Raw genomic sequence first — 26,953 nt, 5'->3', positions numbered from 1 at the left:
CGGCCTGGTACGGCAGATCACTGAAATGACCTCGCAACTGACCGGACTGGTGACTCAGGTGTCCGACCAGGCCAATCGCTCGGATCAGGCCATGGAGCGCCAGCGTCACGAAACCGATCAGGTGGCCACGGCGATCAACGAAATGTCGGCGGCCGCCCAGGAAGTGGCCAAGAGCGCGCAGAACGCCGCGGTCGCCGCCCAGCAGACCGACGAAGAAGGGCAGGCCGCCAAGCGCGTGGTGGCCGGCAGCATCGAGAAGATCCATGCCCTGGTGGACGATATCCGCAGCAGCGGCGTGTCTCTGGACAGCCTGCAAAAGGATGTGTCGTCGATAGTCAGCGTGCTCGGAGTGATCCGCTCGATTGCCGAGCAGACCAACCTGCTGGCGCTCAATGCGGCCATCGAAGCCGCCCGCGCCGGCGAGGCCGGGCGCGGCTTTGCGGTGGTGGCCGATGAAGTGCGGGCGCTGGCCAGCCGCACGCAAATCAGCACCCAGGAAATCCAGGGCATGATCGACCGTTTGCAGGCCGGCACCCAGTCGGCGGTGGAGGCGATGCGCCGCTCCAGCGAGGCCGGCGACGGCACCTCGGCCCAGGCCAATGAGGCGGGGGCTTCGCTGGACACCATGGCCCAACTGATCGCGACCATCAATTCGATGAACGCGCAGATCGCCAGTGCCGCCGAAGAACAGACCGCCGTGGCCGAAGAGATCAATCGCAGCGTGCACCAGATTGCCGTGGCCGTGGACAGCGTCGCCGATGAAACCCAACTCGGCGCGCAGACTTCACGCAGCCTGGCCGACCTCGGCCAGCGCCTGGGCAGTCTGGTCGGGCAGTTCCGTATTTGACAGTTATGGTTAACAACGCGAAATGGTGTGGTTTTTATAACTAAACAGTATTGAGTAACTGTCATATTTGACAGTTGTTGCCGTTGGCTTATTGGTCTTTCATTTCAATGACATAGCGAGGTAACTGCAAACCATATGGAAACAGGGGCTAAGTATGAGATTTTGGCAACTCTCATGTTTCATCCTGGTTGGCGGCTGTGTCGTGACGGCGCAGGCTCTGGAGATACCAAGCTCAGTGGACTGGCGTACCCAGGGAGCTGTTACCAGAGTCAAGCAATTGGGGACTTGTGGCTCCGGTTATGCTTTTTCAGCGGTGGGTGCCCTGGAGGGCGCATTGTTTTTGCAAACCGAAAGACTGGTCGAGCTTTCCGAGCAGCAGATTCTTGATTGCAGCAGTGAGCAAGGTAATCAAGGATGTGATGGGGGGCTGATGGATTACACCTATGACTACGTCAAGCAAAACGGTATTCAGTCAGAAGAATATTACCCTTACACAGGCGGCGGGGGACGCTGTAATGCAGGCATGATCAAGGCTGTCGCCGCCAATACGGTGACCTATACCAATATTCCTCGTGGCGACGAGGAGGCACTGCGCCAGGCCGTAGCCAAAGGGCCGGTATCGGCGGCGATTGACGCTTCCGACAACTTTGAAAAATACTCCGGCGGGGTATTGGATGATGAAAGTTGCGATGAAGATGATTTGAATTACGCCGTGCTTATTGTTGGTTATGGCACCGAAGATGGTGAGGATTATTGGCTGGTGAAAAATAGCAGGGGGCCGGAGTGGGGGGAGGCCGGATATATAAGGATGTCCAGAAACAAAGATAATCAGTGTGGCATCGCCTCTTACGCGTCATTTCCTGTCCTCGCGAAACGGATAATTCATCAAGGACTCAAGTAGTGCGCCATACGCGGTGTTGCGGTGTTGCAGTCGACCCCTACACTGAAAAGCACGGGTTGTTTTCATCTCCCCCCGACGACCACCACCCACAGGAGTCAAACCCATGACTGAGCGTATATGCGATTGTCCGAAGTGTTCCTGCAAACTCGGCGAACACCCGATCGTGCGTCACGGCAAGCACTATTGCTGTGAAGCCTGCGCCAAGCATCACGAGCACGGTGAGGAGTGCGCCTCCCAAGGCTGCAAGTGTGCCCACTGAACCCCGCGGCGCACGCAAAAGTGGAGCCTAATCCGGCTCCACTACCAGCCTCAGGCTGTCATCCTCCAGGCGCTCGCTGTGGCGAACCGTGCCTTGCAAGCGCCGCCCTTCGACCCGCAGCACCAGGGTCCTGGCCTGCTCCAGATCTTCCGGCAGTGGCGCCGGGACGCGTATGGCGAAGCAGAAGGGGTCATTTTCGACCTGCTCCAGCCCGATCCGGCACTCGGCGCTCCTGGTGATGCGGCCGGTCGGCGTGTCCAGGCCGTAGTCCAGCTGCGCAGGGCTGTTGACGGATGTTGCGCTCATATCCCTTCCCCCGGACCTGATGGTCAACGGATATTAGTTCGCCGGCCGCCACTTGACGTTTTCCACGCCGAATTTTTCAGCCATCGGCTTGCTGGTCTTTTGCACCTTCTCGCGTCCGAATCGAGGGATTCGCCCCACCCCCGCGTCACAGCTCGCCCAATGCCAGGCTTCTGCGTTATCCATTTTTTCCAGGCGGATGATGAATGACTTCGCAGCGCCATGGAGGGTGTACTCAATGACGAATAATTTTGCACTGTTCATAAAGCCCCGGTTCCTCCCTGTTGTACATAGAAGGATCGCGCGCCATCAGGAAAATTCACTCGGATTGTCGAACGGCGGCGGTTGCTGGCGACAGCCCCTGCCACAAGGATTGTTCGAATCGCCATTGGCCGAAGGCCTGGAGCGTTATGCCGAGGTGAGTCAGGGCAGCGGTGACAAGGTGATTTTGCTGCCATAACCATACCCCCACAGAGGCACTGCTCACCACCGCATCTCCTGCAAAGAAAAAGGCTCATTTGCTGTAGGATTAGTTACCTAGACTCCAAGAGGTAACCCCATGAGCGAGCCGATTCGCCTGACCCAATACAGCCACGGCGCCGGTTGCGGCTGCAAGATCTCCCCCCAGGTGCTGGAAGTGATCCTGGCCGGTAGCGGGGCGCAGAACCTCGATCCGAAGCTTTGGGTCGGCAATGCATCGCGCGATGACGCGGCGGTGTATGCCATCGATGAAGAACGCGGTGTGGTCTCGACCACTGACTTTTTCATGCCGATCGTCGACGACCCCTTCGATTTCGGCCGAATTGCCGCCACCAATGCCATCAGCGACATCTATGCGATGGGCGGCGATCCGTTGATGGCGATTGCGATCCTGGGCTGGCCGGTGAACGTGCTGGCGCCGGAAGTCGCCCGGGAAGTGATACGCGGCGGTCGTTCAGTGTGTGACGAGGCGGGCATCCCGCTGGCAGGCGGGCACTCCATCGATGCGCCAGAACCGATCTTCGGCCTGGCCGTCACCGGTCTGGTGGAAAAACGCCACATGAAGCGCAACGACACCGCCACCGCCGGTTGCCTGCTGTATCTCACCAAGCCCCTGGGGATCGGCATCCTGACGACGGCCGAGAAAAAGGGCAAATTGCGCAACGCCGACATTGGCCTGGCCCGGGACTGGATGTGCACCCTGAACAAACCCGGCAGCCGTTTCGGCAAGCTCGACGGCGTGACCGCGATGACCGACGTCACCGGTTTCGGCCTGCTCGGGCACCTGGTGGAAATGGCCGACGGCAGCCAGCTCACGGCGCGCATTGAATATGACCGCGTACCGCGCCTGCCGGGGGTCGAGTATTACCTGGAACAGGGTTGCGTACCGGGTGGGACGCTGCGCAATTTCGACAGCTACGCCAGCAAGCTCGGACGCCTTCAGGAACTGCACAAACGCGTGCTCTGCGACCCGCAGACCAGCGGCGGCCTGCTGATTGCCGTGACGCCGCAAGGCAACGAGCAATTCCTTTCGGTGGCCGCCGAGCTGGGCCTGAGCCTGGAGCCGATCGGTGAACTGGTCGAGCGACAGAGCAACGCAGTCGAGGTGTTTTGATGTTCGTCGACTGCACTGATTACCGCGACATCTTCCTCAACGACCGGCCAATGATGGATGCCCGCGCGCCGGTCGAATTCAACAAGGGCGCGTTTCCCGGCGTGATCAACCTGCCGTTGATGAACGACCATGAACGCCAGCGGGTCGGCACCTGCTACAAACAGCACGGCCAGCAAGCGGCCGTCGTGCTGGGGCATCAACTGGTGTCGGGCGCGGTCAAGGCCGAACGCATCCAGGCCTGGGCCGATTTTGCCCGGGCGCATCCGGATGGCTTGCTGTACTGCTTTCGCGGCGGCCTGCGTTCGCAGATCGTCCAGCAATGGCTCAAGGATGAGGCCGGCATCGACTATCCACGGGTGGGCGGCGGCTACAAGGCCATGCGTACCTTCCTGCTGGACACCCTTGATCAAGCCGTGACCCAGTGCGATTTCGTCCTGTTGGGCGGGATGACCGGCACCGGCAAGACCGAGGTGCTCACGCAACTGGGCAACGCCGTGGACCTTGAAGGTCATGCCAACCACCGCGGCTCCAGTTTCGGCAAGCGCGCCACGGGCCAACCCTCGAATATCGATTTCGAAAACCGCTTGGCCGTGGACGTGCTGAAAAAGCGCGCCCGGGGCATCGAGCAGTTCGTACTGGAAGACGAAAGCCGCGCGGTGGGCAGTTGTGCGCTGCCGTTGCCGCTGTACCAAGGCATGCAGCAGTTCCCGATGGTGTGGCTGGAAGACAGCCTGGAAGGGCGGGTAGAGCGGATCCTGCGCGATTACGTGGTGGATCTGTGCGCCGAATTCATCGACGTGCATGGCGAGGAGGGCTTTGCGTTGTTTTCCGAGCGCTTGCTGGCAAGCCTGAACAATGTGCAGAAGCGCCTGGGTGGCGAACGTCATCGACGCATGCTGGTCTTGATGGAGGATGCGTTGGCCGAGCAGGCCCGCAGTGGCGCGGTGGATCTGCACCGCGGCTGGATCGAACGGCTGCTGTGCGAGTATTACGATCCGATGTATGCGTTTCAGCGAGAGAAGAAAGACCCGCGGATCGAGTTTGCCGGGGAGCGGGGGGCGGTTCTCGAGTATCTGCGCGAGCGGGTGAATCAGAAGGGTTGAGGGTGCTTTTGCCGGCCTCATCGCGAGCAAGCTCGCTCCCACATTGGATCTGCGTCGTACACAAAATCTGTGTTCACTGAAGATCTACTGTGGGAGCGGGCTTGCTCGCGAAGGCGCCCGCTCAGACAACGCATGCCTCAAGTCGGGCAGGTTTCAGCACCGTTATCCAGACCTTGCTTGTACACATGGCTCTGTAAACTGGCCTTGCCGTCGTGCCAGGTCAGGGTGAGTACGTACAGCGAGTCATAGTCGCTGGACTCCCAGTCATCCGTGATGGTCATTTTCTTGCCGGTGGCGTCGCCGGCCACCTTGTTGATCAGTTCCGGCAGGTAGCCGTGGGACCAAGCCGTGTAGATGATCGAGTTGTGGTACTTGTCGTGGAGCAGTTCATCGGCCAGGTCACTGGTGTCATTGGCGGAAAAGTTGATGTTTACCGGCAGGCCGAGCTTGATGGCGCTGGGGCTGATGGTCATCAGGGGGCGGATGTAACTGTAGGAATTGTCGAGCTCGCCTTCTTCGACGTTACGGGTCGGGTTCGCCGCGAACACATAGTTGGCCTTGCCGAACTTTTCCGGCAGCAACGTGGCCAGGTCGATGGCGCGGTTCAGTCCCTGGCAATTGAGCTGGCCCAGGCCACCGTCGGGTTTTTCCCCGTGGCGCAGGAAAACCAGCGTCTGGGTGCCATCCATCGGTTGGGCGCGACTCAGGCCGGACTCCAGCGACAGAAACACGGCGGTGACCACCAACAAGGCGGGCAACAAAAGGTAAGCGCGATGTTTGAAGCGGTTGGCAAAATTGAACAGATTCATGAGTAAAGGTTCTTCAGCGCAATTCGGTTAAGGCTGACAAACCTTTACACCTCGATTGTCCTGCGTCGGGTGTTTTCCATGTCATTGCAGTCGGTCCGTTATCCAAGGGGTGGTGCTCAGAGTCCCCTGAACCCGATTGGTTCGATTCCGGCCGAATGCGCGGCAATGTACCGGTAACCTTCACAGGTTTGCAGCGAAGGTTATCGACAGGATGTTGCACAATTGTGGACACGCTACACCTAATGACGTTGAAACGGTCGTGATCTCTTTTGATCTCGGCTATCAGTGAGATCGATGGCTTCAAGGGATCGCTGAGCCGATATCTACATTATGATCGTCACTCTCAATGTCTTCGTGGATCCCGCCCATGACCGATTTGTCCGCATTCCCCATCACCCGCAAATGGCCTGCCCAGTATCCGGAGTGGATTCAGCTGTACTCCCTGCCGACCCCCAACGGCGTCAAGGTCTCGATCATGCTCGAGGAGATCGGCCTGCCGTATGAGCCTCACCGGGTAGGCTTCGACACCAACGACCAGATGTCCCCGGAATTTCTTTCCCTGAATCCCAACAACAAGATTCCGGCGATCCTCGACCCCCACGGTCCGGACGACCAGCCACTGGCGCTGTTCGAATCGGGCGCGATTCTGATCTACCTGGCCGACAAGAGCGGACAACTGCTGGCCCAGGAATCGGCAGCGCGCTATGAAACGATCCAGTGGCTGATGTTCCAGATGGGCGGTATTGGTCCGATGTTCGGCCAGCTCGGGTTTTTCAACAAATTCGCCGGTAAGGACTACGAAGACAAGCGTCCCCGTGACCGCTACGTCGAGGAAAGCAAACGCCTGCTCAAGGTGCTGGACGGCCGTCTGCAAGGGCGTGACTGGATCATGGGCGAGCGCTACACCATCGCCGACATCGCCACCTTCCCATGGGTGCGCAACCTGATCGGTTTCTATGAAGCGGGCGATCTGGTGGGCATCCAGAACTTCCCTAACGTCACGCGGGTACTGGAACGTTTCCTGGCGCGGCCGGCGGTGGTGCGCGGGTTGCAGATTCCGAGCCCCGTTTCAGGTTGAACCCCATCCCCTGTGGGAGCGGGCTTGCTCGCGAAAGCGGAGTGTCAGTGACAGATGTATTGACTGACACACTGCATTCGCGAGCAAGCCCGCTCCCACATTTTGATCTGTGTTGAATCAGGTCGTGCCAAAAAACGGCCGGATCCCGTGATCGCGGAAATACCGTTCGATCACTTTCGGGTCCGAGCAGGTTTCGGCAATCGCCACATAGGTATCGGGCCGCAACAGATAAAAGCCGTTGCGCCCAAGGCCCGCCGCTTCGAACGCCGGTCGCCAGTCAAACACGTGTAGCGGCAGATGGTGCTCGTGGCACCAGGCGATCATCTCGTCGCTGGTGTCGCCATAGACATGCACCTGCCAGGTCAGGCACTTGAGCGACTCAAAATTATCCCCCTCACCGTCATGGGCCCAGGGCAGGCGATCGCCGCCATGCACGTGCCCGGCAACGCCGGTACTCAGCGGCATTGCGCGATAATTCAGGGTGATCTGCGACACCGTGCGAAACAGGAACTGGCGGGAGGTTTCGAACGATGTCATTTTTGGTAACAAGAACGGGGCCAGGCGCGTACGCAGCAAATCGGCAATCGGCCCGTCGGCGGTGACGAACGTGAAGACCCGGTCGGTGGTCGCCACCAGTTTGCGCGCAAAGGCAATGCGCTCGGTTTCATAGGTGTCGAGCAGCCTGGCCTCGGCACCACCGCTCAACACGGCCGCCAGTTTCCAGGCCAGGTTGATGGCATCGCCAATCCCGGTGTTCATGCCCTGGCCGCCCGCCGGGCTGTGCACATGGGCGGCATCACCCAGCAAAAACGCCCGGTCCTTGCGGAAGTGATCCGCCACCCGATGGTGCACGCGGTAGGTCGAAAACCAGTTCAGTTGCTCGATCTGAACTTTCATATGTTCGATGGCCCGGCTGCTGACGTCCTCGAAGCGCAGGGTCTCGGCGTGTTCGGCGCGCTCGTCGCGCACTGTGCCGATCAGGCGGGCACGACCACTGTCGGCCAGCGGGAACACGGCGAGGAAGTCCGCCTCGTCGAGATCCACATGCAGTTCGCCGTTGAATGTCGGGCCGCTGGCCTGCACGTCGGCGACGTAGAAAATCTGCTGGTAAGTCCCGCCGGGAAACCCGGTATCGAGGGTCTTGCGCACAATCGACCGGGCACCGTCGCACCCGGCCAGGTAACAGGCCTGGCAGGTTTCCTGCTGGCCGTCGGGCAGGAGCAGCGTGGCCGTGATGCCGTCTGCGGTTTGCTCGAAGCCTGCCAGTTCGGTGTTGCGTTCCACCGTGATGCCGAAGGTTTCCAGGCGCTCGATCAGCAGCCGTTCGTGTTCGTCCTGGGGGAAGATCTCGAGAAACGAGTAGGGGGTCAGGCCCTCACCAATCCGGGACAGGGGCAGGCGCGCCACGAGCTCACCCTTGACCCAGAAGTTGCCGGCCTTTACTTGATGGCCGTGTTGCACCACGGCGGTGTCCAGTCCGAGCTGACGATACAACTCCAGCGTCCGTGCCTGGACGGCCAGCGCCCGGGACGTGGTGCCGGGGGCCGAGGTTTTGTCGACGATCCGCACGCGCACGCCGAGTTTGCTCAGCCACAACGCCAGGACCAACCCGGTGGGGCCGGCGCCGATGATCAACACGTCGCTGCGGTGCATGAGCCTGTCCTCTTCGCTGTGTGAATCAAGTATGGTCCAGTCGGGGAGGGCGACAACCGTCGGGCTGCCACGGACGTAGCCGCTGACCTGCCATTGGTCGTATGGTTGGCCCGGACAAACGGATTAGATGGAACGACATGCAAATCAGATTGATCACAAGCGTCGCCGTGTTGCTGATATTGGCCGGTTGCGGCAGCCAGCGGACCCAGGAACCGGCGGCCCGCAGCCCGGCCGAAGTAAAGGCCGAGATTGTACGTTTACTGCCGGCCAAGGCCGCCGATCCCCAGGGTTGGGCCACGGATATCCAGGTGGCGTTTACCGCGCAAGACATCTCGCCGACCACGCAAAACCTGTGCTCGGTGCTGGCCGTGACCGAACAGGAGTCGACCTTTCAGGTCGACCCGAGCGTACCGGGCCTGGGCAAGATCGCCCGCGAAGAGATCGACCGCCGTGCCGCCAAGGCGCACATTCCCGGCCTGCTGGTGAGCGGTGCGTTAATGCTCGATTCGCCGAATGGCAAAAGCTACAGCAGTCGCCTGAATGCCGCGCGCAGTGAAAAGGAACTGAGCGCTGTTTTCGACGACTTCATCGGCATGGTGCCAATGGGCAAGAAGTTGTTCGGCGGCTTCAACCCGGTGCATACCGGCGGACCGATGCAAGTCAGCATTGATTTTGCCGAACAGCAGGCCAAGGGCTATCCGTACCCGGTGAAGAGCTCTATTCGTCATGAAGTGTTCACCCGGCGCGGCGGCATGTATTTCGGCATCGCGCATCTGCTCGGCTATCCGGTGAGTTACCCACTGCCGTTGTACCGTTTTGCGGACTTCAACGCGGGTTGGTACGCCAGCCGTAACGCTGCGTTCCAGAACGCGGTGAGCCGGGCTTCCGGTATCCCGTTGGCGCTGGATGGCGACCTGGTGCGCTACGGTTCGATCATGCCCGGCACCACGGAGCTGGCCGTGCGTACCCTTGGCAAGCAACTGGACATGCGCAATCCGACGATCCGCGACCAACTGGAAGAGGGGAATACCCTGGCGTTCGAAGACAGCAAGCTCTATCGGCGGGTTTTCGAACTGGCCGAACGGGCCGAGGGCCGGCCGTTACCCCGCGAAGTGTTGCCCGGGATCGTGCTACAAAGCCCGAAAATCACCCGCAAGCTCACCACTGCGTGGTTTGCCAAGCGAGTCGATGAACGCTACCAGCGCTGCATGGCACGGGCAGTGCAGTAATCGCGCCGTATCAAAGAGAATAAAAAACCCGGCGGATGAGGCCGGGTTTTCATTGAGTCCTGCGTTCAGGCACTGCATTCAGACAGCGCGGCTTTCGATCAGGCGGTCCGAACCACCTTCGGCGACGCGGTTTTGCAGGAGCTTGTCCGAACCACCTTCAGCGACGCGGTTTTCCAGCAGGCGATCCGAACCACCTTCAGCCACGCGATTCTCGATCAGGCGATCGGAACCACCCTCGGCCACACGGCTTTCAATCAGACGATCCGAGCCGCCTTCAGCGACCACAGGTTGAGCGGAGTTTGCGGCGAAAGCGTTAACTGCGAAAACCGAGAAAGCGATGCTGAGGAGGGTCTGGCGTTTCATGATGGTGTGCTCCGGGGTGCTTATGGGTTGGTATGGAGCAGATGTTACGCCGGGGATTTTTTAAGAGAACTTCATTGAAGTGATGGTGAACATCGACGGCAATGATAGGACTTGCGGCACACCCCTGGTGAGCGTGATGGTGCGATCGTCGGATGATCGCTGTGTGGTGGGTGGTGGCTTCTACACTGGTTAGCTGGCGCGTTCCTCTGCCGCGACGGTCGATGTGGCCCGGCAGAGGTCACGGTATGCAAGGAGACGTGTATGTACCAGCTCTACGGCCATCAGAACTCTGGCGCAGCGGCCATCGAGGCTGCACTTGAACTCTGCGATGTTCCTTATCGCTTCATCGATGTCGAGTCGTCCGCGGAGGCGGCCCAGGCGCTGCAGAAGCTCAACCCGCTCAAACAGATTCCAACCTTGCAGTTGCCCGATGGCGCTGTCCTGACCGAGAGCGCGGCGATCCTGATCCACCTCGGGCTGACCTTTCCCGCATCGGGGTTGTTACCGCAGGATCCAGCCGAGCGAGGCCAGGCCATTCGCGGCATGGCGTACATCGTCAGCAATTGTTATGCGGCCATCGGCATCATTGATTACCCCGAGCGCTGGCTGGCCGAGGCGGATGAGTTGTCCAGGCAGAACCTCATGGAGGGCGCCCGCCGGCGCCTGCACTGGAGTTGGGAGGTGTTTGCCGATCAGTTCTCGGGCGAGTTGTACCTGGGCAGCGAGAAGCCAGGAGCCCTGGATGTGCTGGCGGCGGTGATCTCACGGTGGGCGGGCAGTCGTGAGCATTTGCGCAACGCCCGGCCGGGGTTTTTCGCCTGGCTGGAACGAATCGACCGCCACCCGGCACTGGCACCGGTGTTCGCCCGGCATTGGCCGGCCTGAACTCCCAAAACCCAATGTGGGAGCATGCCTGCTCCCACAAGGGATCCTCGGCGTGTCGACTATTCCCCGCGAATGTACTGTTCCAGCTGCTTGATCAGTTCAGCCTGTTCGGCGATCGCTTCCTTGACCAGGTCACCGATCGACAGCAGGCCGATCAATTTGCCACCTTCGACCACCGGCAAGTGACGCAGGCGCTTATCGGACATGATGCCCAGGCAGGTCTCCACGGTTTGGTGGGTGTCAACGGTAATCACCGGAGACACCATGATGTCGCGCACCGGCGTGCCCACCGAAGAGCGGCCGTGCAGCACCAGTTTGCGCGCATAGTCCCGTTCGCTGATGATGCCCAGCACTTCTTCATTCTCTACCACCAGCAAGGCGCCGACGTTTTTCTCGGCCATCTTCATTAGCGCTTCGAGCACCATGTGGTCGGGTTTGATCTGGTGGACTTCCTGATTCTTCTGATCTTTGAGCTTGAGCAGCTGGGCGACGGTTTTCATGGTGGTTACTCGGGTGTTGTCGTTGTTCTTGAAGAATCGTAGACGCGAGCGTTCAGGGCAAGGGCGAATGCGGCAGATAACACGCAAAAAACGTCATTTGCCGGATTTTCTTTGGCAAACCTCACATTTCGGGCCAGCACCTTACCTGTGGGAGCGGGCTTGCTCGCGAAGCGGACTGTCAGCCAACAAAGATGTTGAATGTTATGGCCCCTTCGCGAGCAAGCCCGCTCCCACAGGGTCGGTGTCTGCCTGGTAGACCGGCGGCAAACGCGCTATCGCGACGGATGACGGGTAGAATCACCCTCTGAATCAGTTTCGAGGTTTGCAGTGGTGGATCTACAGCAGGGCTTCGTCCTGACCCGGCATTGGCGCGACACCCCTGCCGGTACGGAAGTCGAATTCTGGCTGGCGACCGACAGCGGTCCCCGGCGTATCCGCCTGCCTCATCAACCGTCGGTGGCGTTCATCCCCGCTGCGCAGCGCGAGCCCGCCGAACGCATTTTGCATGACGAGAAGAACGTCGAGCTCAGGCCCCTGGCCCTGCAGGATTTCGAACATCGCCCGGTCCTCGGTCTCTATTGCCAGCAACACGGCCAGTTGATGCGCCTGGAAACCGCGCTGCGCCGGGCTGGGGTCGAGGTGTTCGAAGCCGATGTGCGCCCGCCGGAACGCTACATGATGGAACGCTTCATTACCGCGCCGGTGCGTTTCAGTGGCACGGCGAATGCCGAGGGCCTGCTGCTCGATGCGCAGATGAAAGCCGATCCCGATTACCGGCCGAACCTCAAACTGGTGTCCCTGGACATCGAGACCACCGCCCAGGGCGAGTTGTATTCCATCGCCCTGGAAGGCTGCGGCGAGCGTCAGGTGTACATGCTCGGTCCGCCCAATGGCGATGCCAGCCAGGTGGATTTCCAGCTCGAATACTGCGATTCGCGAACCCTGCTGCTGAAAAAACTCAACGACTGGTTTGCCCGGTTCGACCCCGACGCGATCATCGGCTGGAACGTCGTGCAGTTCGACTTGCGGGTGCTCCACGAACACGCCCGGCGCCTGGCGGTGCCCTTGAAGCTGGGGCGTGGCGGCGAGGAAATGCAGTGGCGCGAACACGGCAGCGGCAACCATTACTTCGCTTCAGCCGCTGGCCGCTTGATCATCGACGGTATCGAGGCCCTGCGGTCGGCGACCTGGAGTTTTCCCTCGTTCAGCCTGGAAAACGTCGCGCAAACCTTGCTCGGCGAAGGCAAGTCCATCGACAACCCGTACCAGCGCATGGACGAAATCAATCGCATGTTCGCCGAGGACAAACCGGCGCTGGCCACATACAACCTCAAGGACTGCGAACTGGTCACACGGATTTTCGCCAGGACCGAGTTGCTCACCTTCCTGCTGGAGCGGGCCAGCGTCACTGGTTTACCGGCCGATCGCATGGGCGGTTCGGTGGCGGCGTTCACGCACCTGTACATGCCGCTGATGCACCGTCAGGGTTTCGTGGCGCCGAACCTCGGTGGCAAGCCACCGCAAGCCAGCCCCGGCGGTTTTGTCATGGATTCGCAGCCGGGGCTGTACGAATCGGTGCTGGTGCTCGACTACAAAAGCCTTTATCCGTCGATCATCCGCACCTTCCTGATTGATCCCGTGGGGCTGATTGAAGGGCTCAAGCACCCGGACGACAGCGAGTCGGTGCCGGGTTTTCGTGGTGCGCGCTTTTCCCGCACCCGACATTGCCTGCCATCCATCGTCGCCCGGGTGGCCGAAGGCCGGGAAACCGCCAAGCGCGAACACAACGCGCCGCTGTCCCAGGCGCTGAAAATCATCATGAACGCCTTCTACGGCGTACTCGGCTCCAGCGGTTGTCGCTTCTTCGACACGCGCCTGGCGTCGTCCATCACCTTGCGCGGGCACGAAATCATGCTGCGCACCCGCCAGTTGATCGAAGCCCAGGGGCATGCGGTGATTTACGGCGACACCGATTCGACCTTCGTCTGGCTGCGTCGCGCCCATGGCCAGCAGGAGGCGGCGCAGATCGGCCACGCGCTGGTGGCGCACGTCAATCAGTGGTGGCGCGAGCACGTGCAGCAGGAGTACGGCCTGCAGAGCGTTCTCGAATTGCAGTACGAAACCCACTACAAGCGCTTTTTGATGCCGACCATTCGCGGCGCCGAAGAAGGCAGCAAGAAGCGCTACGCCGGGCTGGTCACCCGTGACGACGGCAGCGACGAAATGGTCTACAAAGGCCTGGAAACCGTGCGCACCGACTGGTCGCTGCTGGCCCGGCAATTCCAGCAGGAGCTGTATTCGCGGATTTTCCTGCGCAAGCCCTACCAGGATTATGTGCGTGACTACGTGCGCAAGACCCTGGCCGGTGAATTCGATGACCGGCTGATCTACCGCAAACGCCTGCGCCGTACCCTCGATGACTATCAGCGCAACGTACCGCCTCATGTGCGCGCGGCGCGCCTGGCCGACGAGTACAACGACCGGCAGGGGCGCCCGCGCCAGTACCAGAACGGTGGCTGGATCAGCTACGTGATCACCGTCGCCGGTCCTGAACCGCTGGAAGTGCGCAGCGCGCCCATTGATTACGACCACTACATCACCCGGCAGCTGCAACCGGTGGCGGACGCGATACTGCCGTTTGTCGACGACGACTTCTCAACCCTGATTGGTGGGCAACTGGGCCTGTTTTGAGTCCATCAGCGACAGGGTCCAGTCATCCAGGATGCCATGGAAGTACTGGTTCAAGGCCTGCTGGAAAAGGCTATCGGCGTCGGCGACCTGGGCGAACAGGGTCATCGAGGAATGAAACTTCAGGTCGTCGGGATGACCGAAAATCCCCGCTACCGAGCGTTCCCGGATGTTCAGTACTTCCTGGGTGCAGGTGCGTAGCCGGGCGCCCAGCAACGGGTGCTCAAGGTAGGCCAGGGCTTCCTCCCGCGAGCGGATGGCAAAGCGGCGCGACATCTCGCTGCCGCCGAGCCCGGCAAACTGGGGAAAAATGAACCACATCCAGTGACTGCGCTTGTGTCCGTTGTTCAGCTCGTTTTGAACCCGGTCGAATACCGGGTCCTGAGCCTGGAGAAAGCGTTGCAGATCGAACGGGTCCAGGTGGTCGGTGCTTCTCATGGCGAAGCTCTCTGACTGCGGTGGTTCAGACCATGGCCAGCCGCTGTTTGCGTTGTGGCGCGTGAAACGCTTGGTCCAGCGCCTCCAGGTCCCCGGGCTCAAGCTGTAACGTGGCGGCTTGGGCGTTGAGGCGTACATGTTCGGGTCGGACCGCCTTGGGGATGGCGATCACGCCTTCCTGACGCAGTATCCAGGCCAGCGCCACCTGTGCCGTTGTGGCGCTGTGCCGTGCGGCCACCTGCTTGAGCGTGGCGTCGAAGAGCATTTTACCGCCCTGGCCAATCGGGCAGTAAGCCATGACCGGCAACCGCCGTTGCTGGCCCCATGGCAGTAAATCAAATTCTATGCCCCGTTGTTCCAGGTTGTAGAGCACCTGATTGGTGGCACAAGACGGGGCGTCCAGTTCCAGCAGGTCGTCGAGGTCGAAGTTGGACACGCCCCAACGGCCGATTTTGCCGGCTTCGCGCAGGCGCTCGAAGGCGTCGACGGTTTCTTCCAGGGGATACTGGCCGCGCCAATGCAGCAGATACAGATCGATGTACTCGGTGCCTAGCCTGCGCAGGCTGCGCTCGCAAGCCTGGGGAATGCCCTGGCGACTGGCGTTGTGCGGGTACACCTTGCTGACCAGAAAGACGCTGTCGCGCTGGCCGGCGATGGCATCGCGGACCACTTCCTCGGCGCCGCCTTCGGCGTACATTTCCGCAGTGTCGATCAAGGTCATGCCCAGTTCGATGCCCAGGCGCAGTGCCGCGACTTCCTCCGTGTGCCGTGAACGGTCTTCTCCCATCTGCCAGGTCCCCTGGCCGATGACCGGGACCCTGGTGCCTGCCAGTTCAAGCGTGCGCATGCAAACCTCCTGTGTGTACTCGGTGAATAGTGTAGGAGCTGCCGCAGGCTGCGATCTTTTGACTTTGATTGTTCAAGATCGAAAGATCGCAGCCTGCGGCAGCTCCTACACGGCGTGTGCACCGACCTGATGATTTTCTGATCCGTTTTTTCTTTGAACATTCCCCTGCCAGTGATCGATTGGTGCCACCCGATACTGCACTTTTTCGAAATGTCCGGCTCTATCCATGGCAGCCCGCGGCGATCCCCACCGCTGGCCCATGCCCAAGTCCAAGAACCCATGGCTCGAGTGTCACCCGCGATCACTACTCAAATCCGCCGTCATTGCCTGCTCCTGGCAGGTTTGTCGATGTCCTTCGTCACCGGTTGCAGCCAGCAACAGGGCGGCGACATCATCGACCAGATGCGCGAAGGCAAACCCCAGGAGTTCCTGCAGACCAGCGTCGACCGCATGGCCACCCTGACCATGCGCGACAACCTCGACAGCCTTTACCTGCTGATGAGCAAGCTTTACCTGCGTAACCCCGATGAACTGAAAAAATCCGGTTTCCTCGATGCCCGCACCGCCGGCAAGCAAGTGCGCATGGCCATCGAACTGCAGCAACCACTACCGACTCTGGGCGGCAAAAAGGACCTCGCGGCCCTGCGTTTTGCCATGAGTCCGGAGTTTCTCGGCGACCGGGTCGGGGCGTTCATCTATGCCATCGGCAGCATGCTGGTGACCGCCCATGGCAATCGCCTCGAGTTCTACATGACCGATACGATCAACCCGGTATTCGTCAGCAATGCCGCGCGCAACATCGAGATCGCCACCTGGATCCTCAGTCAGCGACAGAACAAAGAAGGCCAGCCCTTGCTGTTCTCCAACGAAATCTCGGAGGAGGGCAGCAACCTGAGCTTTGCCGTGGAGTTCGGCAAAATCGTCGCCCGGCTGGACCTGCTGACCCAGATGCTCGACGAACGCTACCGGCGCATCGGCCTGAACTATGCGCAGAGCCTGCTGTTCCTGAATTTCCTGCCGGTGCAGTGAGCACGACACATATTCCTTGTGGGAATTGAGTTCATGGTATAAAGATAGATCGTATCGATATAACTGGTTATAAGAAATATCGCTATGCTGCGGGCCAGATTTCCCCTGCGATCTTTGTGGAAGTATTCATGGATTTAGTGAACATCGGGTTGGTCGTTGCCGGGCTGGTTGTCGGCTTCATCGTCGGCATGACTGGCGTAGGTGGCGGGTCGCTCATGACCCCGATCCTGCTTTGGTTCGGCATCAACCCGGCGACGGCGGTCGGTACCGATCTGCTGTACGCCGCCATCACCAAATCCAGCGGTGTACTGGTTCACCGCAAGAACAACAACATCGACTGGGCGATTACCGGCTGGCTGACCTTGGGCAGCGTGCCCGCGGTGGCGTTGACGCTGTGGTTCCTCAGCACCCTGCACAGCGCCCCCGAGGCGATGAACGCGATCATCAAGCAGGCCCTCGGTTTTGTGTTGTTTGCCACGGCACTGGCGATCCTGTTCAAGAAGCGCCTGCTCGACTTCGCCCACAAACGTGCGGGCGGCAACTACAACCCTAGCGGACTGCGCTTGAACGTGATGACCGTCATCACCGGACTCGTCCTTGGCACGATGGTCGCGCTGACGTCCATCGGCGCCGGCGCACTGGGCACCGTGGCACTGTTCATTCTCTATCCGATGCTGCCGACCCGCCGTCTGGTGGGGACTGAAATTGCCCACGCGGTGCCGCTGACCCTGGTCGCGGGCCTTGGCCATGCCAGCATGGGCAACATGGATTGGCACGTCCTGGGTTACTTGCTGGTGGGCTCGTTGCCGGGGATTTACCTGGGCAGCCACCTGACCGGGCGCATCTCCGACGAACTGCTGCGCCCTTGCCTGGCGACCATGCTGTTGTTGATCGGCTACAAACTGGCGTTTTAACTCCTGCCCGCAATGCCCTGTGGGAGCTCTGGATCGGTTACCCGTTTGGCGGGATGAACCGGATCCTGTAGGAGCTGCCGCAGGCTGCGATCTTGTTGCGGATCATGCGGTGTGTGCAGAAATGTCAGATCAAGATCAAAAGATCGCAGCCTGCGGCAGCTCCTACCTGGATGTTGGCGGTATTCGGCAGGTTGATGTTCAGCTCCCAGGCACACCCGCCGTCCTCCCGCCTGATCATTGGCCTGCCTGGCGCTCGCCAGGCTCGGCCGACCACGGATCGGCGGGTTGTCATGAGCCTTCAGATTAGCCCAGCCTGTTGCGCAATGACCGCCCTGACCTAAGCTTGGGGCAAGGCGAAAAATATTGCGGTACGTCACCCGGAACGATCGCCGCGATGCGCAATCATTAGAGCGTGGATATCAAAAGGAGATGCGCATGCTCATCAGGTCACTGACCCTGGCTACCTTGCTGGCGATTGCTGGCACCTCGTTCGCCGCCGATGGCGACTCACCGCTGGACATGGACAAGGGCAGGGCCCGACCACTGATTGTCATCGCTCCAAGCACCGTTGATCCGGCCTGGACCAGCCTGAAGAAGTCCCTGGATGAGCCGGCCAACCGCAAGGGTTTCACCGACCGCAACATGGTGCTCTACACCGTACTCAACCTGATGGGCCAGCGCGACGGCAAGGACCTGGGGCCACAGGACACGGCGGCGCTGATCCGCTCGCTCAAACTGGGTGCCGGCGCCAAGACCAAGGTGATTCTGGTCGGCAAGGACGGCGAAAAGAAACTTGAGCAATCGGACGCCTTCAAGCTGGACGAGATTTTCAGCGCTGTCGATCAGTTGCCGGCGGCCGAGAAAGAGTTTACAGCGACCGTGGCGGCTCCCGTCACTGAAGCCGAGCCGGCGGCCAAAGGCGCCAAGCCCGGAAAAACCAGCAAGCCGGCCAAGCCCGCCAAACCGCCTGAAATGCCGGATGATTGATGTCCTACACGCTATCGCTGTCGATGACGCACTGAGTGTGCGTCTGCAGACGCTTCATCTGGCGAGCAAAGGCCTCGAACAAACGATGCACTTCCTGTTGGGTGGTCGTTGCCTCACAACCTGACTCCAGCTGTTCGCAGGCCCTGATCAACGGCGTTGCATGGATGATCCGCGCGCTGCCAAGGATTTTGTGGCAACGCCGGCCCATGGCCCGGAAGTCGCCCGCGCGAAACAGTTCCTGCATGGCGTCGAAATCTTCCTGGTTGGTACGCAGCACGGTCGTCAACAACTGGCGGCTCATCAGCGCATCGCCAGCGGTAATGTCGGTGACCCTGGACAGGTCGAAGCACGGCTCGCTGGCCTGGCGCGTCCGTTCGGACTCGTGCAGGTAACGTTCCAGCGCGCTACGCGTGAGCGGCTTGAACAGGCAAGCGTTCATCCCGGCTTCGAGGCAACGCTGGATTTCCTCTGGCTGGGCATTGGCGGTCAGCCCCACCACATGGGTCGGCGTGCGACCTTCGGCCACTTCGATGGCGCGCAACTGGCGGGTCATCTTGTCGCCGTTGAGCAGCGGCATGCTGCAGTCGGTGATCAGGTAATCGAACCTGTCCTGGCGCCAGAGATTGAAGCCTTCCAGGCCGTTTTCGGCGCAGGTGACACGCAGCCCCAGGGATTCGAGCTGGCGTTGCAATACCACGCGATTGAACTCGTGATCCTCGACAATCAGCACGTAGAGCGGCGGTAGCGGTGGTAATGGCGCGGTATCGATGGGCGAGGGTGCGTCGCCTTCGCTGACGGGTGTCACCTGCAGCGTCAGCGTAAAGCACGAGCCCTGGCCCGGGGTGCTGGTGCAGTCCAGGCGGCCACCCATCAGTTGGGTCAGTTGTTGACAGATGGCCAGGCCCAGACCGGTACCGGTCTGCAATTCGCAGTCCTGGTCGGCGAACTGGGTGTAGGGTTGGAACAGGCGCTGGCGTTGCTGTTCGTCCATGCCGATACCGGTGTCTCGCACCACCAGTTGCAGGTGGGCGAACGGCGTATCGCTGCTCAGACTCAGCTCGACGGTCACCGTACCCTGTGTTGTGAATTTGATGGCATTGCTCACCAGGTTGGACAGGATTTGCCGAAAGCGCAGCGCGTCAAGTTGCACCGTGAGGTCCGGGCCATGACTGACAAACTCCAGTGCGAGGTTTTTCTGTTGGGCGAGGCTGGCGAAACTCTGCAACACCGTGCGCGCCAGGCGTTGCGGGTAGCTGCTGGTGCTGCGCAACTCAAACTGCCCCGACTCGATTTTCGACAGGTCGAGAATCTCGCCAATCAACTCCATCATGCCGTTGGCGGATTTCTGCGCGATGTCGATCAGTCCTGCATCGGCATTCTGTTCGGGCTGATTTTCGCGCAGCAATTCAAGCACGCTCACCAGTGCACTCATGGGCGTGCGAATCTCGTGGCTCATGACCGCCAGGAAATGGCTTTTGCCGCGATTGGCCGATTCGGCCTGTTTCCTGGCCTGGATCAGCGCGTGTTGCAGGTGGTGTTGCTCGGTCAGGTCGATCCAGCCGCCAATGACGCCGGTCATGGTGCCATTGGAATCGCGGTACGGCAGTGCCCAGTGGTAGACGTGGCGCTTCTGGCCCTTGACTGTCATGGTGAAGTTGTCGAAGGACGGCTCCCCGCTCTCAAGGGTCGTACGGTGAATCCGCTTGTAATTGTGGGCGTCGTCGAGGGGCAGGATATCGGCTTCGATCAAGCCTTTGTTCAGCACCTGATCCAACTCGACCTGCATCGTTTGCACGTAGGCACGATTGCAGGTCAGCAGCAGGCCTCTGCGATCGCGGACATAGATCGGGTGCGGTGTGCCGTCCACCAGTACCTTCATGAATTCCAGTTGGTCGTTCAAGGCTTTTTGCGCCTTGAGGCGTTCGGCGATTTGCCGGCGAAGTCCGAAGTTCCAGGCAAGCACCACCAACAGCACCAGCACCATCCCCAGTACTGCCCGAAAGAACCAGTTCTTGTAGGCGCTCCAGCCTCCGTGGCTTTGCTGCGGGTTCTGCCAGCGGCTCGCCAGGCCACTCAATTCATCGGGCGAGATGTCGAGCAACGCCTTGTCGAGGATCGATACCAGTTCGGCGTTCTGTTTGCCGCTGGCAAAGGCGATCAGCGCCGGTTGCGCGCCGAGCACCGAATCGATCTGCAACTGGCCACGGAAGAACCGGTCGATCAGGTAGCCGGCGCCCAGTTGTGGCTGAATCACGCCATCGACCTGACCTTCGGCGAGTAATTCGTAAGTCTCGATCGGTGTATCGACTTCGACCACCTTGATGTCGGGCCATTCGCGCTCCAGCCAGTTGGCCGCCGCGGAATCCTTGATGATCGCCACGGACTGCCCCTTGAGTCGGACCAGGCCCTCATGTTCAGGCTGCACCCGGGTGACCAGCACGAACGGGTTGATCATATAGGGCCGGGAGAACGCCAGCCGTTCCTCGCGCCGGTCACTGTACGTCAGTGCCGCAATCAGAGCGGGCGGGTCGCGTTCGGTGCGGCGGATCATGGCTTGCACCGAAGAAATCTTGCGCGGGCGGAACACCAGGCCGGTACGATTGTTGATCATCTCCAGCAGATCCGCCGCCATGCCGCGCATCTGATCGTGGGAATCAAACAGGCTGAAGGGCGAATACAGGTCGTTGGCCAGCACTTCGATCTGCGGATGGTCCTTGATCCATTGCTGCTCGGTGGCGGTCAACTGCAAGCGCTTGTAGCCGAGCCCCGGGTTGGCGCCAATGCCCCAGTGGCGGGCAATGACCACGCGTTCCTGGGGCGACAGGGTTGCCAGCGCGCTGTTGAGCAGGGTCAGTAGCCGGGTGTTCTGGCGCTGCATGGCAAAACTGAAGCCCAGGCCTTCGGAATCGCGCTGGACAGTCTGTTTCAGGCTCTGCTGGTAACTGCGTTCGAGCAGGTACTGTGCGGAAATCGCGTCGGTGAGCAGCACCATGCCTTCGCCATAGGCCACCATGCCGAGGCCGTGCTGGGTCGAATCGACGGTTTGCACCGGGTGGTCGGGAAACAGCGAGATTACCCGATCCTGCTGGATCCAGTCCGGATCGAACAGCACCGTGGTTCCCGGCGGCAGTTCATTGTTCATCCAGTGCGTGCCGAAACGGCTGACCAGCACGGCCTGGTCGTAGGCATAGGGTGCGCTCAGGCGCAGGTCGCTGTACTGCGTTTCCAGGTGATTGATCCGCGGCACCAGGTCGATTTCGCCCCGTTGCAAAGCACTCAACGCATCGGCCTGACTGGCATAGCGTTCGACGCGTACACGTACGCCCAAGGCTCGCGCCAGCCAGTCGAGGTAGTCGGCTGAAAGACCTTCGTAGTCCTTTTGGTTGGCAGTGATGTCCAGTGGCGGACGGTCCGGCAGATAAACGCCGGCGCGCAAGACGTCCTTCTGCTCCAGCCACTGACGCTGCGCCGTGTTGAGCGACAGGCTCATGTCGCTCGTGGGCGCACGGCTGAGCAGCATCAGGGGATCGGCGCAGGCGTTCAGGGCCACCAGTATCAGACCGAGCACTCCCGACAGCCGCAGGACCAGTCGATTCATGGGTCAGGCCAGGTCGTTGCGTTTGGCGAACTCGATCAACTCAAGCAAATTACTGGCATTCAACTTTTGCATCAGGCGGGTCTTGTAGGTACTGATTGTCTTGTTGCTCAACAACATATCGTCGGCGATCTGCTTGTTGCTCAGGCCTTGGGCCAGGCCGTGCAACACCTTGAGTTCGCGCCGGGTAATGCCGCTGAGCAGTTGCACATCGTTGCGGGCGAAATCGCTGTGGCGCACCGACTTGAGCGTACCGACCGGGAACCAGGATTTGCCATTGGCTAGCGCCTTGAGTGCCGTCACGATCTCCACCGGGTCATCGGCCTTCGACAGAAAGCCTGCTGCACCGGCCCGCATGCATTGCGCGGCGTACGACTGGCTTTTCAGCCCCGTGTGAACCAGGACATGAGCCGGACTGCCGCCGATGCGCAGGCGATCGATCACCGCCATGCCATCGAGTTGCGGGATATCCAGGTCGAGCACTATTGCATCGGGTTTGAGCTCGAAGGCCTTGCTCAACGCGTCCACACCGTTGTCGCACTCGCCGACGATGACATGGCCTTCACGGGCCAGAATTATTCCGATCGCCATGCGCACGACAGCGTGGTCATCGACCAACAGCACCTTCATGGATCAATCCTCATGTCCTGTTTCAGCATAGTCCCGCCACCCCCCCAAAGGATTCGGCAGACCTGATGCGTGGCCAGGTGACGCAAAAAAGAGGCGCGAATCCTACTTGGTTTATGTGGGTATGCAAGGCGGGGCGGTCTTACCGGGTAAGGGCGCTCAGAATCTGATGAGCAATCCTGACCCGTTCTGCATTGGGATAATTCTTGTTGGCCAGCATCACAATGCCAATGTCCTTCGATGGCATGTACGCCACGTAAGCCCCAAAACCACCGGTTGAGCCTGTCTTGTTGATCAGCGCGTCCTGCGGCTGTGCTTGTGGCGGGTTCAGCCACTGCACTTCATGGGCCTGCATGGCCATTGGCGTAGAGTTGCCGTCCAGCAGGCGATCCAGTGTGATCGGGTAGCGATACATCTCCCAACCGAGGCCCTGGGTCATACCGCCAACGGTGTAGTAACCGCTATGGGTCAAGGCGATGGCTTGCTGCAATGGTTTTTCCAGAGACGTCGGCTTCATGTTCGCGCCGACGTAGGCCAGCAAGTCAGCGGCACTGGTTTTCACCCCGTACGCCTCGGAATCCAGCGCCCCCGGAGTAACCCGTACCGGTTGGCCGTCCTTGTTGTAGCCCTGGGCGTACAGCGCCATCTGAGCCTGCGGCACGTGCACATAGGTGTGCTTGAGGCCGAGTTTTGGCAGCAGGGTTTTCTCCATCAGGTCATCAAACGGTTGGCCCATGCTTTGCGCGGCGAGGTAGCCGAACAGGCCGAGGCTGGGGTTCGAATACAGTCGGTGGCTGCCGGGAACGTAGAGCGGTTTCCATTGCTTGTAGTAGCTGAGCATTTTGTCGGCCGAATCATATTCAGCGGGGAATTGCAGCGGCAGGCCGCCAGCGCTGTAGGTGCCCAGTTGCAGCACGCTGATCTGGTCGAACGCACTGCCGCGCAAGGCTGGCAGGACCTGGCTGGCCTTGTCCGACAGCGACAGCTTGCCCGTGGCCTGGGCGTAGGCGGCGAGGGTGGCGGTGAAGGTTTTGCTGACGGAGCCGATTTCGAAGAGGGTGTCTTGGGTGACGGGGTTGCCGGCTTCTTTCGAGGCGACGCCATAGTTGAAGTAATGCGCCTGGCCGTTGACGGTGATCGCCACGGCCATGCCGTGAATTCCCTCGGCTTGCATCACCGGCTGTACAGCGGCGTTCACCACTGTCTCGATTTGATCCTGCGCAACGCATTGGCCCGCGGCGAATATCGCCATGCAAGCGGCGATGTTTTTCAGCCTGTCCATGTTGGTTTCATCCGTCGTTGATTCAGTTGCGCGTCATTTTAGGGCGTGAAGCGCCATGCTCCGAGCGCTTTTTAAAATTGGCCGCCAACAGGCGGCCACGCGCAACCTTCGATTCAACGCACTTGCCGATTCAACGCACCAGGCACGGACGCTTGTTATCGAACTTCCAGCCGGGAATCAAAAACTGCATCGCCACGCTGTCATCCCGGGCCCCCAGGCCCATGCCTTTGTACAGTTCATGGGCCTTGGCGACCTGATCCATGTCCAGTTCGACCCCCAGCCCCGGTTTCTGCGGCACCTGCACGCAGCCGTCGACGATTTGCAGCGGGGCCTTGGTCAGGCGTTGGCCGTCCTGCCAGATCCAGTGGGTGTCGATGGCGGTGATCTCGCCCGGCGCGGCTGCCGCGACATGGGTGAACATTGCCAGGGAAATGTCGAAGTGGTTGTTGGAGTGCGAACCCCAGGTCAGGCCCCATTCGTGGCACATCTGCGCCACGCGCACCGAGCCCTGCATGGTCCAGAAGTGCGGGTCGGCCAGGGGAATGTCGACCGACTGCAACTGGATCGCGTGGCCCATCTCCCGCCAGTCGGTGGCGATCATGTTGGTCGCGGTCTTCAGGCCCGTGGCCCGGCGGAACTCGGCCATGACTTCGCGTCCCGAGTAGCCGTTTTCCGCCCCGCACGGGTCTTCGGCATAGGCCAGCACGTGGTGCTGATCGCGGCACAGGCGGATGGCTTCTTTCAGTGACCAGGCGCCATTCGGGTCGAGGGTGATGCGCGCATCGGGGAAGCGCTCGGCGAGGGCCGTGACCGCTTCGATTTCGGCGTCGCCGCTGAGCACACCGCCCTTGAGCTTGAAGTCCTTGAAGCCATATTTGGCGTGAGCCGCCTCAGCCAGGCGCACCACCGCGTCGGCGGTCATGGCTTTCTCGTGCCGCACGCGGAACCAGTCGTTGTCGGCGTCCGGTTCGCTGCGGTAGGCGAGGTCGGTTTCGTTGCGATCGCCGACATAAAACAGATAGCCGAGCATCTTCACTTCATCACGCTGCTGGCCTTCGCCGAGCAGGGCGGCCACCGGTACGTCCAGGTGCTGGCCGAGCAAGTCGAGCAATGCGGCTTCCAGGCCGGTGACGGCGTGAATGGTGATGCGCAGGTCGAAGGTCTGCAAGCCGCGACCACCGGCATCGCGGTCGGCGAAGGTCTGGCGAACCTGATTGAGGATCTTCTGGTAGGTGCCGATTGGGCTGCCGACTACCAGGCTGCGTGCGTCTTCGAGGGTCTGGCGGATGCGCTCGCCCCCCGGCACTTCGCCGACGCCGGTATGGCCGGCGTTGTCCTTGAGGATCACGATGTTGCGAGTGAAAAACGGGCCGTGGGCGCCGCTCAGGTTGAGCAGCATGCCATCGTGGCCGGCCACCGGAACAATCTGCATGCTGGTGATGATCGGGGCCTTGGCGATTTCTTGTGCAGTCATTTTCTTATCCTTTCAGGCGTGACGTGGCGCAGCTTTGGCCGATTCGACGGCAGGCGCGGATTTGGGTTTGTTGCGGGCGGCAAACACGATGATGGCGGCGATGATCGAGGTCGCGGCCAGGCCGTACAGCCCGCCCTGAATGGAGCCGGTGCGTTCTTCCAGCAGGCCGAAAGTGGTCGGCGCAACGAAGCCGCCGAGGTTGCCCACCGAGTTGATCAGCGCGATGACGCCAGCGGCAATGCGCGCATCCAGATAGGCTTGGGGAATCGGCCAGAACAGCGACGAAGCTGATTTGAAGCCCAGTGCTGCAAAGCAGATGGCGACAAAGGCGAAGACCGGCCCGCCGGTGGTGGACATGAACATCCCGGCCGCGGCGATCAGCAGGGCGGTGGCAACCCAGGCTTGCTGGTGTTTCCATTTGGCCGACAGGGAAGCGAAGGCGTACATGCCGACAATCGACAGCAACCACGGGATCGAGTTGAACAGCCCGACCTGGACATCGCTCAGGTCGCCCATCTTCTTGATGATGCTCGGCAGCCAGAAGGTCGCGGCGTAGATGGTCAGCTGGATAAAGAAATAGATCAGGCAGAACAGGATGATCTGGCGATCCTTGAGCAACTTGCCTAGTGACGGCTTGATCGGCGTGGCGGCTTCCCGGGCCAGTTGTTCGTCGTCGATGGCCTTGACTAGCGCGTCCTGCTCTTCGCGGCTCAGCCATTTGGCGTCATGGGGTTTTGAGTCCAGCCAGAACCAGACAAAGGCGCACAACCCGACCGAAAACATGCCCTCGATGAAGTACATCCATTGCCAGCCGTGCATGCCCAGGCCGCTGATTTGCAGGAGTAGCCCGGACAGCGGGCCGGAGATCAGCGAGGCAATCGCCGAGCCGCTGAGGAAAATCGCAATCGCCTTGCCTCGCTCCACGCCGGGCAACCAGCGGGTGAAGTAGTAGATCACCCCGGGAAAGAACCCGGCTTCGGCCACGCCTAGCAGAAAGCGCAGAATGTAGAAGTGGGTTTCGTTCTGGATGAACGCCATGCCCGCGGCGACCAGGCCCCAGGTCAGCATGATCCGGGTCAGCCAGATACGCGCGCCGACTTTCTGCAGAAGGATGTTGGAGGGCACCTCGAACAGTGCATAACCGATGAAGAACAGACCGGCACCCAGGCCGTAGGCGGCCGCGCCAATGCCCAGGTCGTGTTCCATGTGGGCGCGGACGAAACCGATGTTCACGCGATCAATGTAATTGACGATGAACATGATGACGAACAGCGGCAAGACGTGACGTTTGACTTTGGCGATGGCGGACTTCAGCGCTGAATTGGCGTCGTCGTGCATCCCGGAGATGGATGTATTCACTGCGTTTTCTCCCACTCGTTATTTTTATGCGGGGTGAAGCTGGGTGTTGCGTTGTTGCTAGACATCATACAACTAGATTTTTTGATCTTGCAACCACGTTTGTCCAATGAAATGGCGCATATCCCGAGATTTTTTATTCTATTTGTGGTGCTTTACGGTCATCGAAGCGACTCGATATGGGCTGCTTGT

Annotated in this window: 24 protein-coding genes and 2 pseudogenes; 13 read left to right on the top strand and 13 right to left on the bottom strand. The window is 60.5% G+C overall.

Translation table 11 applies throughout. The annotated features are described in order from the left end of the window. The first annotated feature begins 25 nt into the window (after window positions 1-25). From ACMDB8_RS18675 to ACMDB8_RS18665, 3 genes are all read left to right on the top strand, one after another. Window positions 26-847: a methyl-accepting chemotaxis protein gene (locus tag ACMDB8_RS18675; RefSeq protein WP_409078902.1), complete on the top strand. Its 822-nt coding sequence runs from the start codon at window positions 26-28 to the stop codon at window positions 845-847. A gap of 154 nt (window positions 848-1,001) precedes the next feature. Then, a complete protein-coding gene (locus tag ACMDB8_RS18670) occupies window positions 1,002-1,748 on the top strand; it encodes a C1 family peptidase (protein WP_056722500.1) in 747 nt (248 codons plus the stop codon). Between the two features lie 103 nt (window positions 1,749-1,851). Further along, window positions 1,852-2,007 (top strand): metallothionein, encoded by a 156-nt coding sequence (locus ACMDB8_RS18665; protein ID WP_079246731.1) that lies wholly within the window; start codon window positions 1,852-1,854, stop codon window positions 2,005-2,007. A 27-nt stretch (window positions 2,008-2,034) separates the two neighbouring features. On the opposite strand, the gene ACMDB8_RS18660 is transcribed toward ACMDB8_RS18665, so the two are convergent. Next, window positions 2,035-2,313: a hypothetical protein gene (locus ACMDB8_RS18660; protein ID WP_056722498.1), complete on the bottom strand. Its 279-nt coding sequence runs from the start codon at window positions 2,311-2,313 to the stop codon at window positions 2,035-2,037. A gap of 33 nt (window positions 2,314-2,346) precedes the next feature. Continuing rightward, window positions 2,347-2,574, bottom strand: coding sequence for a DUF6555 family protein (locus ACMDB8_RS18655; protein WP_056722497.1), 228 nt, complete (start codon window positions 2,572-2,574; stop codon window positions 2,347-2,349). 94 nt (window positions 2,575-2,668) lie between these two features. Between ACMDB8_RS18655 and ACMDB8_RS18650 the strand changes: the two are divergent. The 3 genes and pseudogenes from ACMDB8_RS18650 to mnmH form a co-directional block, all read left to right on the top strand. After that, a pseudogene (locus ACMDB8_RS18650) lies at window positions 2,669-2,770 on the top strand (quinone oxidoreductase family protein); the annotation flags it as partial. A 99-nt stretch (window positions 2,771-2,869) separates the two neighbouring features. Further along, window positions 2,870-3,904: a selenide, water dikinase SelD gene (gene selD / locus ACMDB8_RS18645; RefSeq protein ID WP_056722495.1), complete on the top strand. Its 1,035-nt coding sequence runs from the start codon at window positions 2,870-2,872 to the stop codon at window positions 3,902-3,904. Then, window positions 3,904-5,007, top strand: a complete 1,104-nt coding sequence (gene mnmH / locus ACMDB8_RS18640; protein ID WP_409078884.1) for a tRNA 2-selenouridine(34) synthase MnmH — start codon at window positions 3,904-3,906, stop codon at window positions 5,005-5,007. Before selD ends, mnmH begins: the two co-directional genes overlap by 1 nt. Before the next feature lie 137 nt (window positions 5,008-5,144). On the opposite strand, the gene ACMDB8_RS18635 is transcribed toward mnmH, so the two are convergent. Beyond that, window positions 5,145-5,816, bottom strand: coding sequence for a hypothetical protein (locus tag ACMDB8_RS18635; protein WP_056722491.1), 672 nt, complete (start codon window positions 5,814-5,816; stop codon window positions 5,145-5,147). 367 nt (window positions 5,817-6,183) lie between these two features. Between ACMDB8_RS18635 and ACMDB8_RS18630 the strand changes: the two genes are divergently transcribed. Then, the gene (locus tag ACMDB8_RS18630) at window positions 6,184-6,894 is read left to right on the top strand and encodes a glutathione S-transferase family protein (protein ID WP_056722490.1); all 711 of its coding nucleotides are present in this window, start codon (window positions 6,184-6,186) and stop codon (window positions 6,892-6,894) included. 117 nt (window positions 6,895-7,011) lie between these two features. Here the strand turns inward: ACMDB8_RS18630 and ACMDB8_RS18625 are convergent, their stop codons facing one another. After that, the gene (locus ACMDB8_RS18625) at window positions 7,012-8,547 is read right to left on the bottom strand and encodes an FAD-dependent oxidoreductase (protein WP_056722488.1); all 1,536 of its coding nucleotides are present in this window, start codon (window positions 8,545-8,547) and stop codon (window positions 7,012-7,014) included. A gap of 137 nt (window positions 8,548-8,684) precedes the next feature. Between ACMDB8_RS18625 and ACMDB8_RS18620 the strand changes: the two genes are divergently transcribed. Continuing rightward, on the top strand, window positions 8,685-9,776 hold the full coding sequence (locus ACMDB8_RS18620) for a DUF1615 domain-containing protein (RefSeq protein WP_056722487.1): 1,092 nt from the start codon (window positions 8,685-8,687) through the stop codon (window positions 9,774-9,776). A gap of 87 nt (window positions 9,777-9,863) precedes the next feature. On the opposite strand, the pseudogene ACMDB8_RS18615 reads toward ACMDB8_RS18620, so the two are convergent. Beyond that, window positions 9,864-10,139 (bottom strand): annotated as a pseudogene (locus ACMDB8_RS18615) (hypothetical protein); the annotation flags it as partial. Window positions 10,140-10,400: 261 nt separating this feature from the next. Between ACMDB8_RS18615 and ACMDB8_RS18610 the strand changes: the two are divergent. After that, window positions 10,401-11,024: a glutathione S-transferase family protein gene (locus tag ACMDB8_RS18610; protein WP_056722483.1), complete on the top strand. Its 624-nt coding sequence runs from the start codon at window positions 10,401-10,403 to the stop codon at window positions 11,022-11,024. A 59-nt stretch (window positions 11,025-11,083) separates the two neighbouring features. Here ACMDB8_RS18610 and ACMDB8_RS18605 read toward each other — a convergent pair whose 3' ends face one another. Beyond that, on the bottom strand, window positions 11,084-11,524 hold the full coding sequence (locus ACMDB8_RS18605; RefSeq protein WP_056722481.1) for a CBS domain-containing protein: 441 nt from the start codon (window positions 11,522-11,524) through the stop codon (window positions 11,084-11,086). 330 nt (window positions 11,525-11,854) lie between these two features. On the opposite strand from ACMDB8_RS18605, the gene ACMDB8_RS18600 reads away from it, so the two are divergent. Then, window positions 11,855-14,215 (top strand): DNA polymerase II, encoded by a 2,361-nt coding sequence (locus tag ACMDB8_RS18600; protein ID WP_162252409.1) that lies wholly within the window; start codon window positions 11,855-11,857, stop codon window positions 14,213-14,215. Here the strand turns inward: ACMDB8_RS18600 and ACMDB8_RS18595 are convergent. Both ACMDB8_RS18595 and ACMDB8_RS18590 read right to left on the bottom strand, forming a co-directional pair. After that, on the bottom strand, window positions 14,180-14,650 hold the full coding sequence (locus ACMDB8_RS18595; protein ID WP_056722477.1) for a DUF1810 domain-containing protein: 471 nt from the start codon (window positions 14,648-14,650) through the stop codon (window positions 14,180-14,182). The genes ACMDB8_RS18600 and ACMDB8_RS18595 overlap by 36 nt on opposite strands. A 25-nt stretch (window positions 14,651-14,675) precedes the next feature. After that, window positions 14,676-15,497 carry an aldo/keto reductase gene (locus ACMDB8_RS18590; RefSeq protein WP_223541407.1) on the bottom strand — a complete coding sequence of 274 codons (822 nt, stop codon included), beginning with the start codon at window positions 15,495-15,497 and terminating at the stop codon, window positions 14,676-14,678. A gap of 279 nt (window positions 15,498-15,776) precedes the next feature. On the opposite strand from ACMDB8_RS18590, the gene ACMDB8_RS18585 reads away from it, so the two are divergent. The 3 genes from ACMDB8_RS18585 (at window position 15,777) to ACMDB8_RS18575 (ending at window position 18,427) form a co-directional block, all read left to right on the top strand. Continuing rightward, on the top strand, window positions 15,777-16,526 hold the full coding sequence (locus tag ACMDB8_RS18585; protein ID WP_223541408.1) for a hypothetical protein: 750 nt from the start codon (window positions 15,777-15,779) through the stop codon (window positions 16,524-16,526). Window positions 16,527-16,654: 128 nt separating this feature from the next. Beyond that, complete coding sequence (locus tag ACMDB8_RS18580; protein ID WP_056722471.1) at window positions 16,655-17,440, top strand: sulfite exporter TauE/SafE family protein; 786 nt, start codon at window positions 16,655-16,657, stop codon at window positions 17,438-17,440. Window positions 17,441-17,875: 435 nt separating this feature from the next. Beyond that, window positions 17,876-18,427 carry a DUF4174 domain-containing protein gene (locus ACMDB8_RS18575; protein WP_056722469.1) on the top strand — a complete coding sequence of 184 codons (552 nt, stop codon included), beginning with the start codon at window positions 17,876-17,878 and terminating at the stop codon, window positions 18,425-18,427. A gap of 4 nt (window positions 18,428-18,431) precedes the next feature. On the opposite strand, the gene ACMDB8_RS18570 is transcribed toward ACMDB8_RS18575, so the two are convergent. From ACMDB8_RS18570 to ACMDB8_RS18550, 5 genes are all read right to left on the bottom strand, one after another. Continuing rightward, window positions 18,432-22,025 carry an ATP-binding protein gene (locus ACMDB8_RS18570; protein ID WP_409078883.1) on the bottom strand — a complete coding sequence of 1,198 codons (3,594 nt, stop codon included), beginning with the start codon at window positions 22,023-22,025 and terminating at the stop codon, window positions 18,432-18,434. Window positions 22,026-22,028: 3 nt separating this feature from the next. Beyond that, the gene (locus ACMDB8_RS18565) at window positions 22,029-22,652 is read right to left on the bottom strand and encodes a response regulator transcription factor (protein ID WP_056722467.1); all 624 of its coding nucleotides are present in this window, start codon (window positions 22,650-22,652) and stop codon (window positions 22,029-22,031) included. 139 nt (window positions 22,653-22,791) lie between these two features. Further along, window positions 22,792-23,901: a class C beta-lactamase gene (gene ampC, locus ACMDB8_RS18560; protein ID WP_409078901.1), complete on the bottom strand. Its 1,110-nt coding sequence runs from the start codon at window positions 23,899-23,901 to the stop codon at window positions 22,792-22,794. Between the two features lie 160 nt (window positions 23,902-24,061). Next, the gene (gene gudD, locus ACMDB8_RS18555; protein ID WP_056722463.1) at window positions 24,062-25,405 is read right to left on the bottom strand and encodes a glucarate dehydratase; all 1,344 of its coding nucleotides are present in this window, start codon (window positions 25,403-25,405) and stop codon (window positions 24,062-24,064) included. A 12-nt stretch (window positions 25,406-25,417) separates the two neighbouring features. After that, window positions 25,418-26,764: an MFS transporter gene (locus ACMDB8_RS18550; protein WP_409078882.1), complete on the bottom strand. Its 1,347-nt coding sequence runs from the start codon at window positions 26,762-26,764 to the stop codon at window positions 25,418-25,420. Window positions 26,765-26,953 lie beyond the last annotated feature (189 nt).

Source organism: Pseudomonas monachiensis (genome assembly GCF_047345015.1).
Lineage (GTDB): Bacteria > Pseudomonadota > Gammaproteobacteria > Pseudomonadales > Pseudomonadaceae > Aquipseudomonas > Aquipseudomonas monachiensis.
Note: the sequence above shows the minus strand (reverse complement) of the source record. Positions and strands in the feature narration are given on the sequence as shown.

Bases quoted from the DNA above. Each gene is read 5' to 3' on its own strand.
- ACMDB8_RS18610 (WP_056722483.1), top strand. From the start codon at position 10,401: ATGTACCAGCTCTACGGCCATCAGAACTCTGGCGCAGCGGCCATCGAG.
- mnmH (WP_409078884.1), top strand. From the start codon at position 3,904: ATGTTCGTCGACTGCACTGATTACCGCGACATCTTCCTCAACGACCGG.
- ACMDB8_RS18570 (WP_409078883.1), bottom strand. From the start codon at position 22,025: ATGAATCGACTGGTCCTGCGGCTGTCGGGAGTGCTCGGTCTGATACTG.
- ACMDB8_RS18590 (WP_223541407.1), bottom strand. From the start codon at position 15,497: ATGCGCACGCTTGAACTGGCAGGCACCAGGGTCCCGGTCATCGGCCAG.
- ACMDB8_RS18625 (WP_056722488.1), bottom strand. From the start codon at position 8,547: ATGCACCGCAGCGACGTGTTGATCATCGGCGCCGGCCCCACCGGGTTG.
- selD (WP_056722495.1), top strand. From the start codon at position 2,870: ATGAGCGAGCCGATTCGCCTGACCCAATACAGCCACGGCGCCGGTTGC.
- ACMDB8_RS18565 (WP_056722467.1), bottom strand. From the start codon at position 22,652: ATGAAGGTGCTGTTGGTCGATGACCACGCTGTCGTGCGCATGGCGATC.
- ampC (WP_409078901.1), bottom strand. From the start codon at position 23,901: ATGGCGATATTCGCCGCGGGCCAATGCGTTGCGCAGGATCAAATCGAG.
- ACMDB8_RS18665 (WP_079246731.1), top strand. From the start codon at position 1,852: ATGACTGAGCGTATATGCGATTGTCCGAAGTGTTCCTGCAAACTCGGC.
- ACMDB8_RS18635 (WP_056722491.1), bottom strand. From the start codon at position 5,816: ATGAATCTGTTCAATTTTGCCAACCGCTTCAAACATCGCGCTTACCTT.
- ACMDB8_RS18655 (WP_056722497.1), bottom strand. From the start codon at position 2,574: ATGAACAGTGCAAAATTATTCGTCATTGAGTACACCCTCCATGGCGCT.
- ACMDB8_RS18605 (WP_056722481.1), bottom strand. From the start codon at position 11,524: ATGAAAACCGTCGCCCAGCTGCTCAAGCTCAAAGATCAGAAGAATCAG.
- ACMDB8_RS18575 (WP_056722469.1), top strand. From the start codon at position 17,876: ATGCTCATCAGGTCACTGACCCTGGCTACCTTGCTGGCGATTGCTGGC.
- ACMDB8_RS18630 (WP_056722490.1), top strand. From the start codon at position 6,184: ATGACCGATTTGTCCGCATTCCCCATCACCCGCAAATGGCCTGCCCAG.
- ACMDB8_RS18675 (WP_409078902.1), top strand. From the start codon at position 26: ATGACCTCGCAACTGACCGGACTGGTGACTCAGGTGTCCGACCAGGCC.
- ACMDB8_RS18595 (WP_056722477.1), bottom strand. From the start codon at position 14,650: ATGAGAAGCACCGACCACCTGGACCCGTTCGATCTGCAACGCTTTCTC.
- ACMDB8_RS18670 (WP_056722500.1), top strand. From the start codon at position 1,002: ATGAGATTTTGGCAACTCTCATGTTTCATCCTGGTTGGCGGCTGTGTC.
- ACMDB8_RS18585 (WP_223541408.1), top strand. From the start codon at position 15,777: ATGGCTCGAGTGTCACCCGCGATCACTACTCAAATCCGCCGTCATTGC.
- ACMDB8_RS18660 (WP_056722498.1), bottom strand. From the start codon at position 2,313: ATGAGCGCAACATCCGTCAACAGCCCTGCGCAGCTGGACTACGGCCTG.
- ACMDB8_RS18620 (WP_056722487.1), top strand. From the start codon at position 8,685: ATGCAAATCAGATTGATCACAAGCGTCGCCGTGTTGCTGATATTGGCC.
- gudD (WP_056722463.1), bottom strand. From the start codon at position 25,405: ATGACTGCACAAGAAATCGCCAAGGCCCCGATCATCACCAGCATGCAG.
- ACMDB8_RS18580 (WP_056722471.1), top strand. From the start codon at position 16,655: ATGGATTTAGTGAACATCGGGTTGGTCGTTGCCGGGCTGGTTGTCGGC.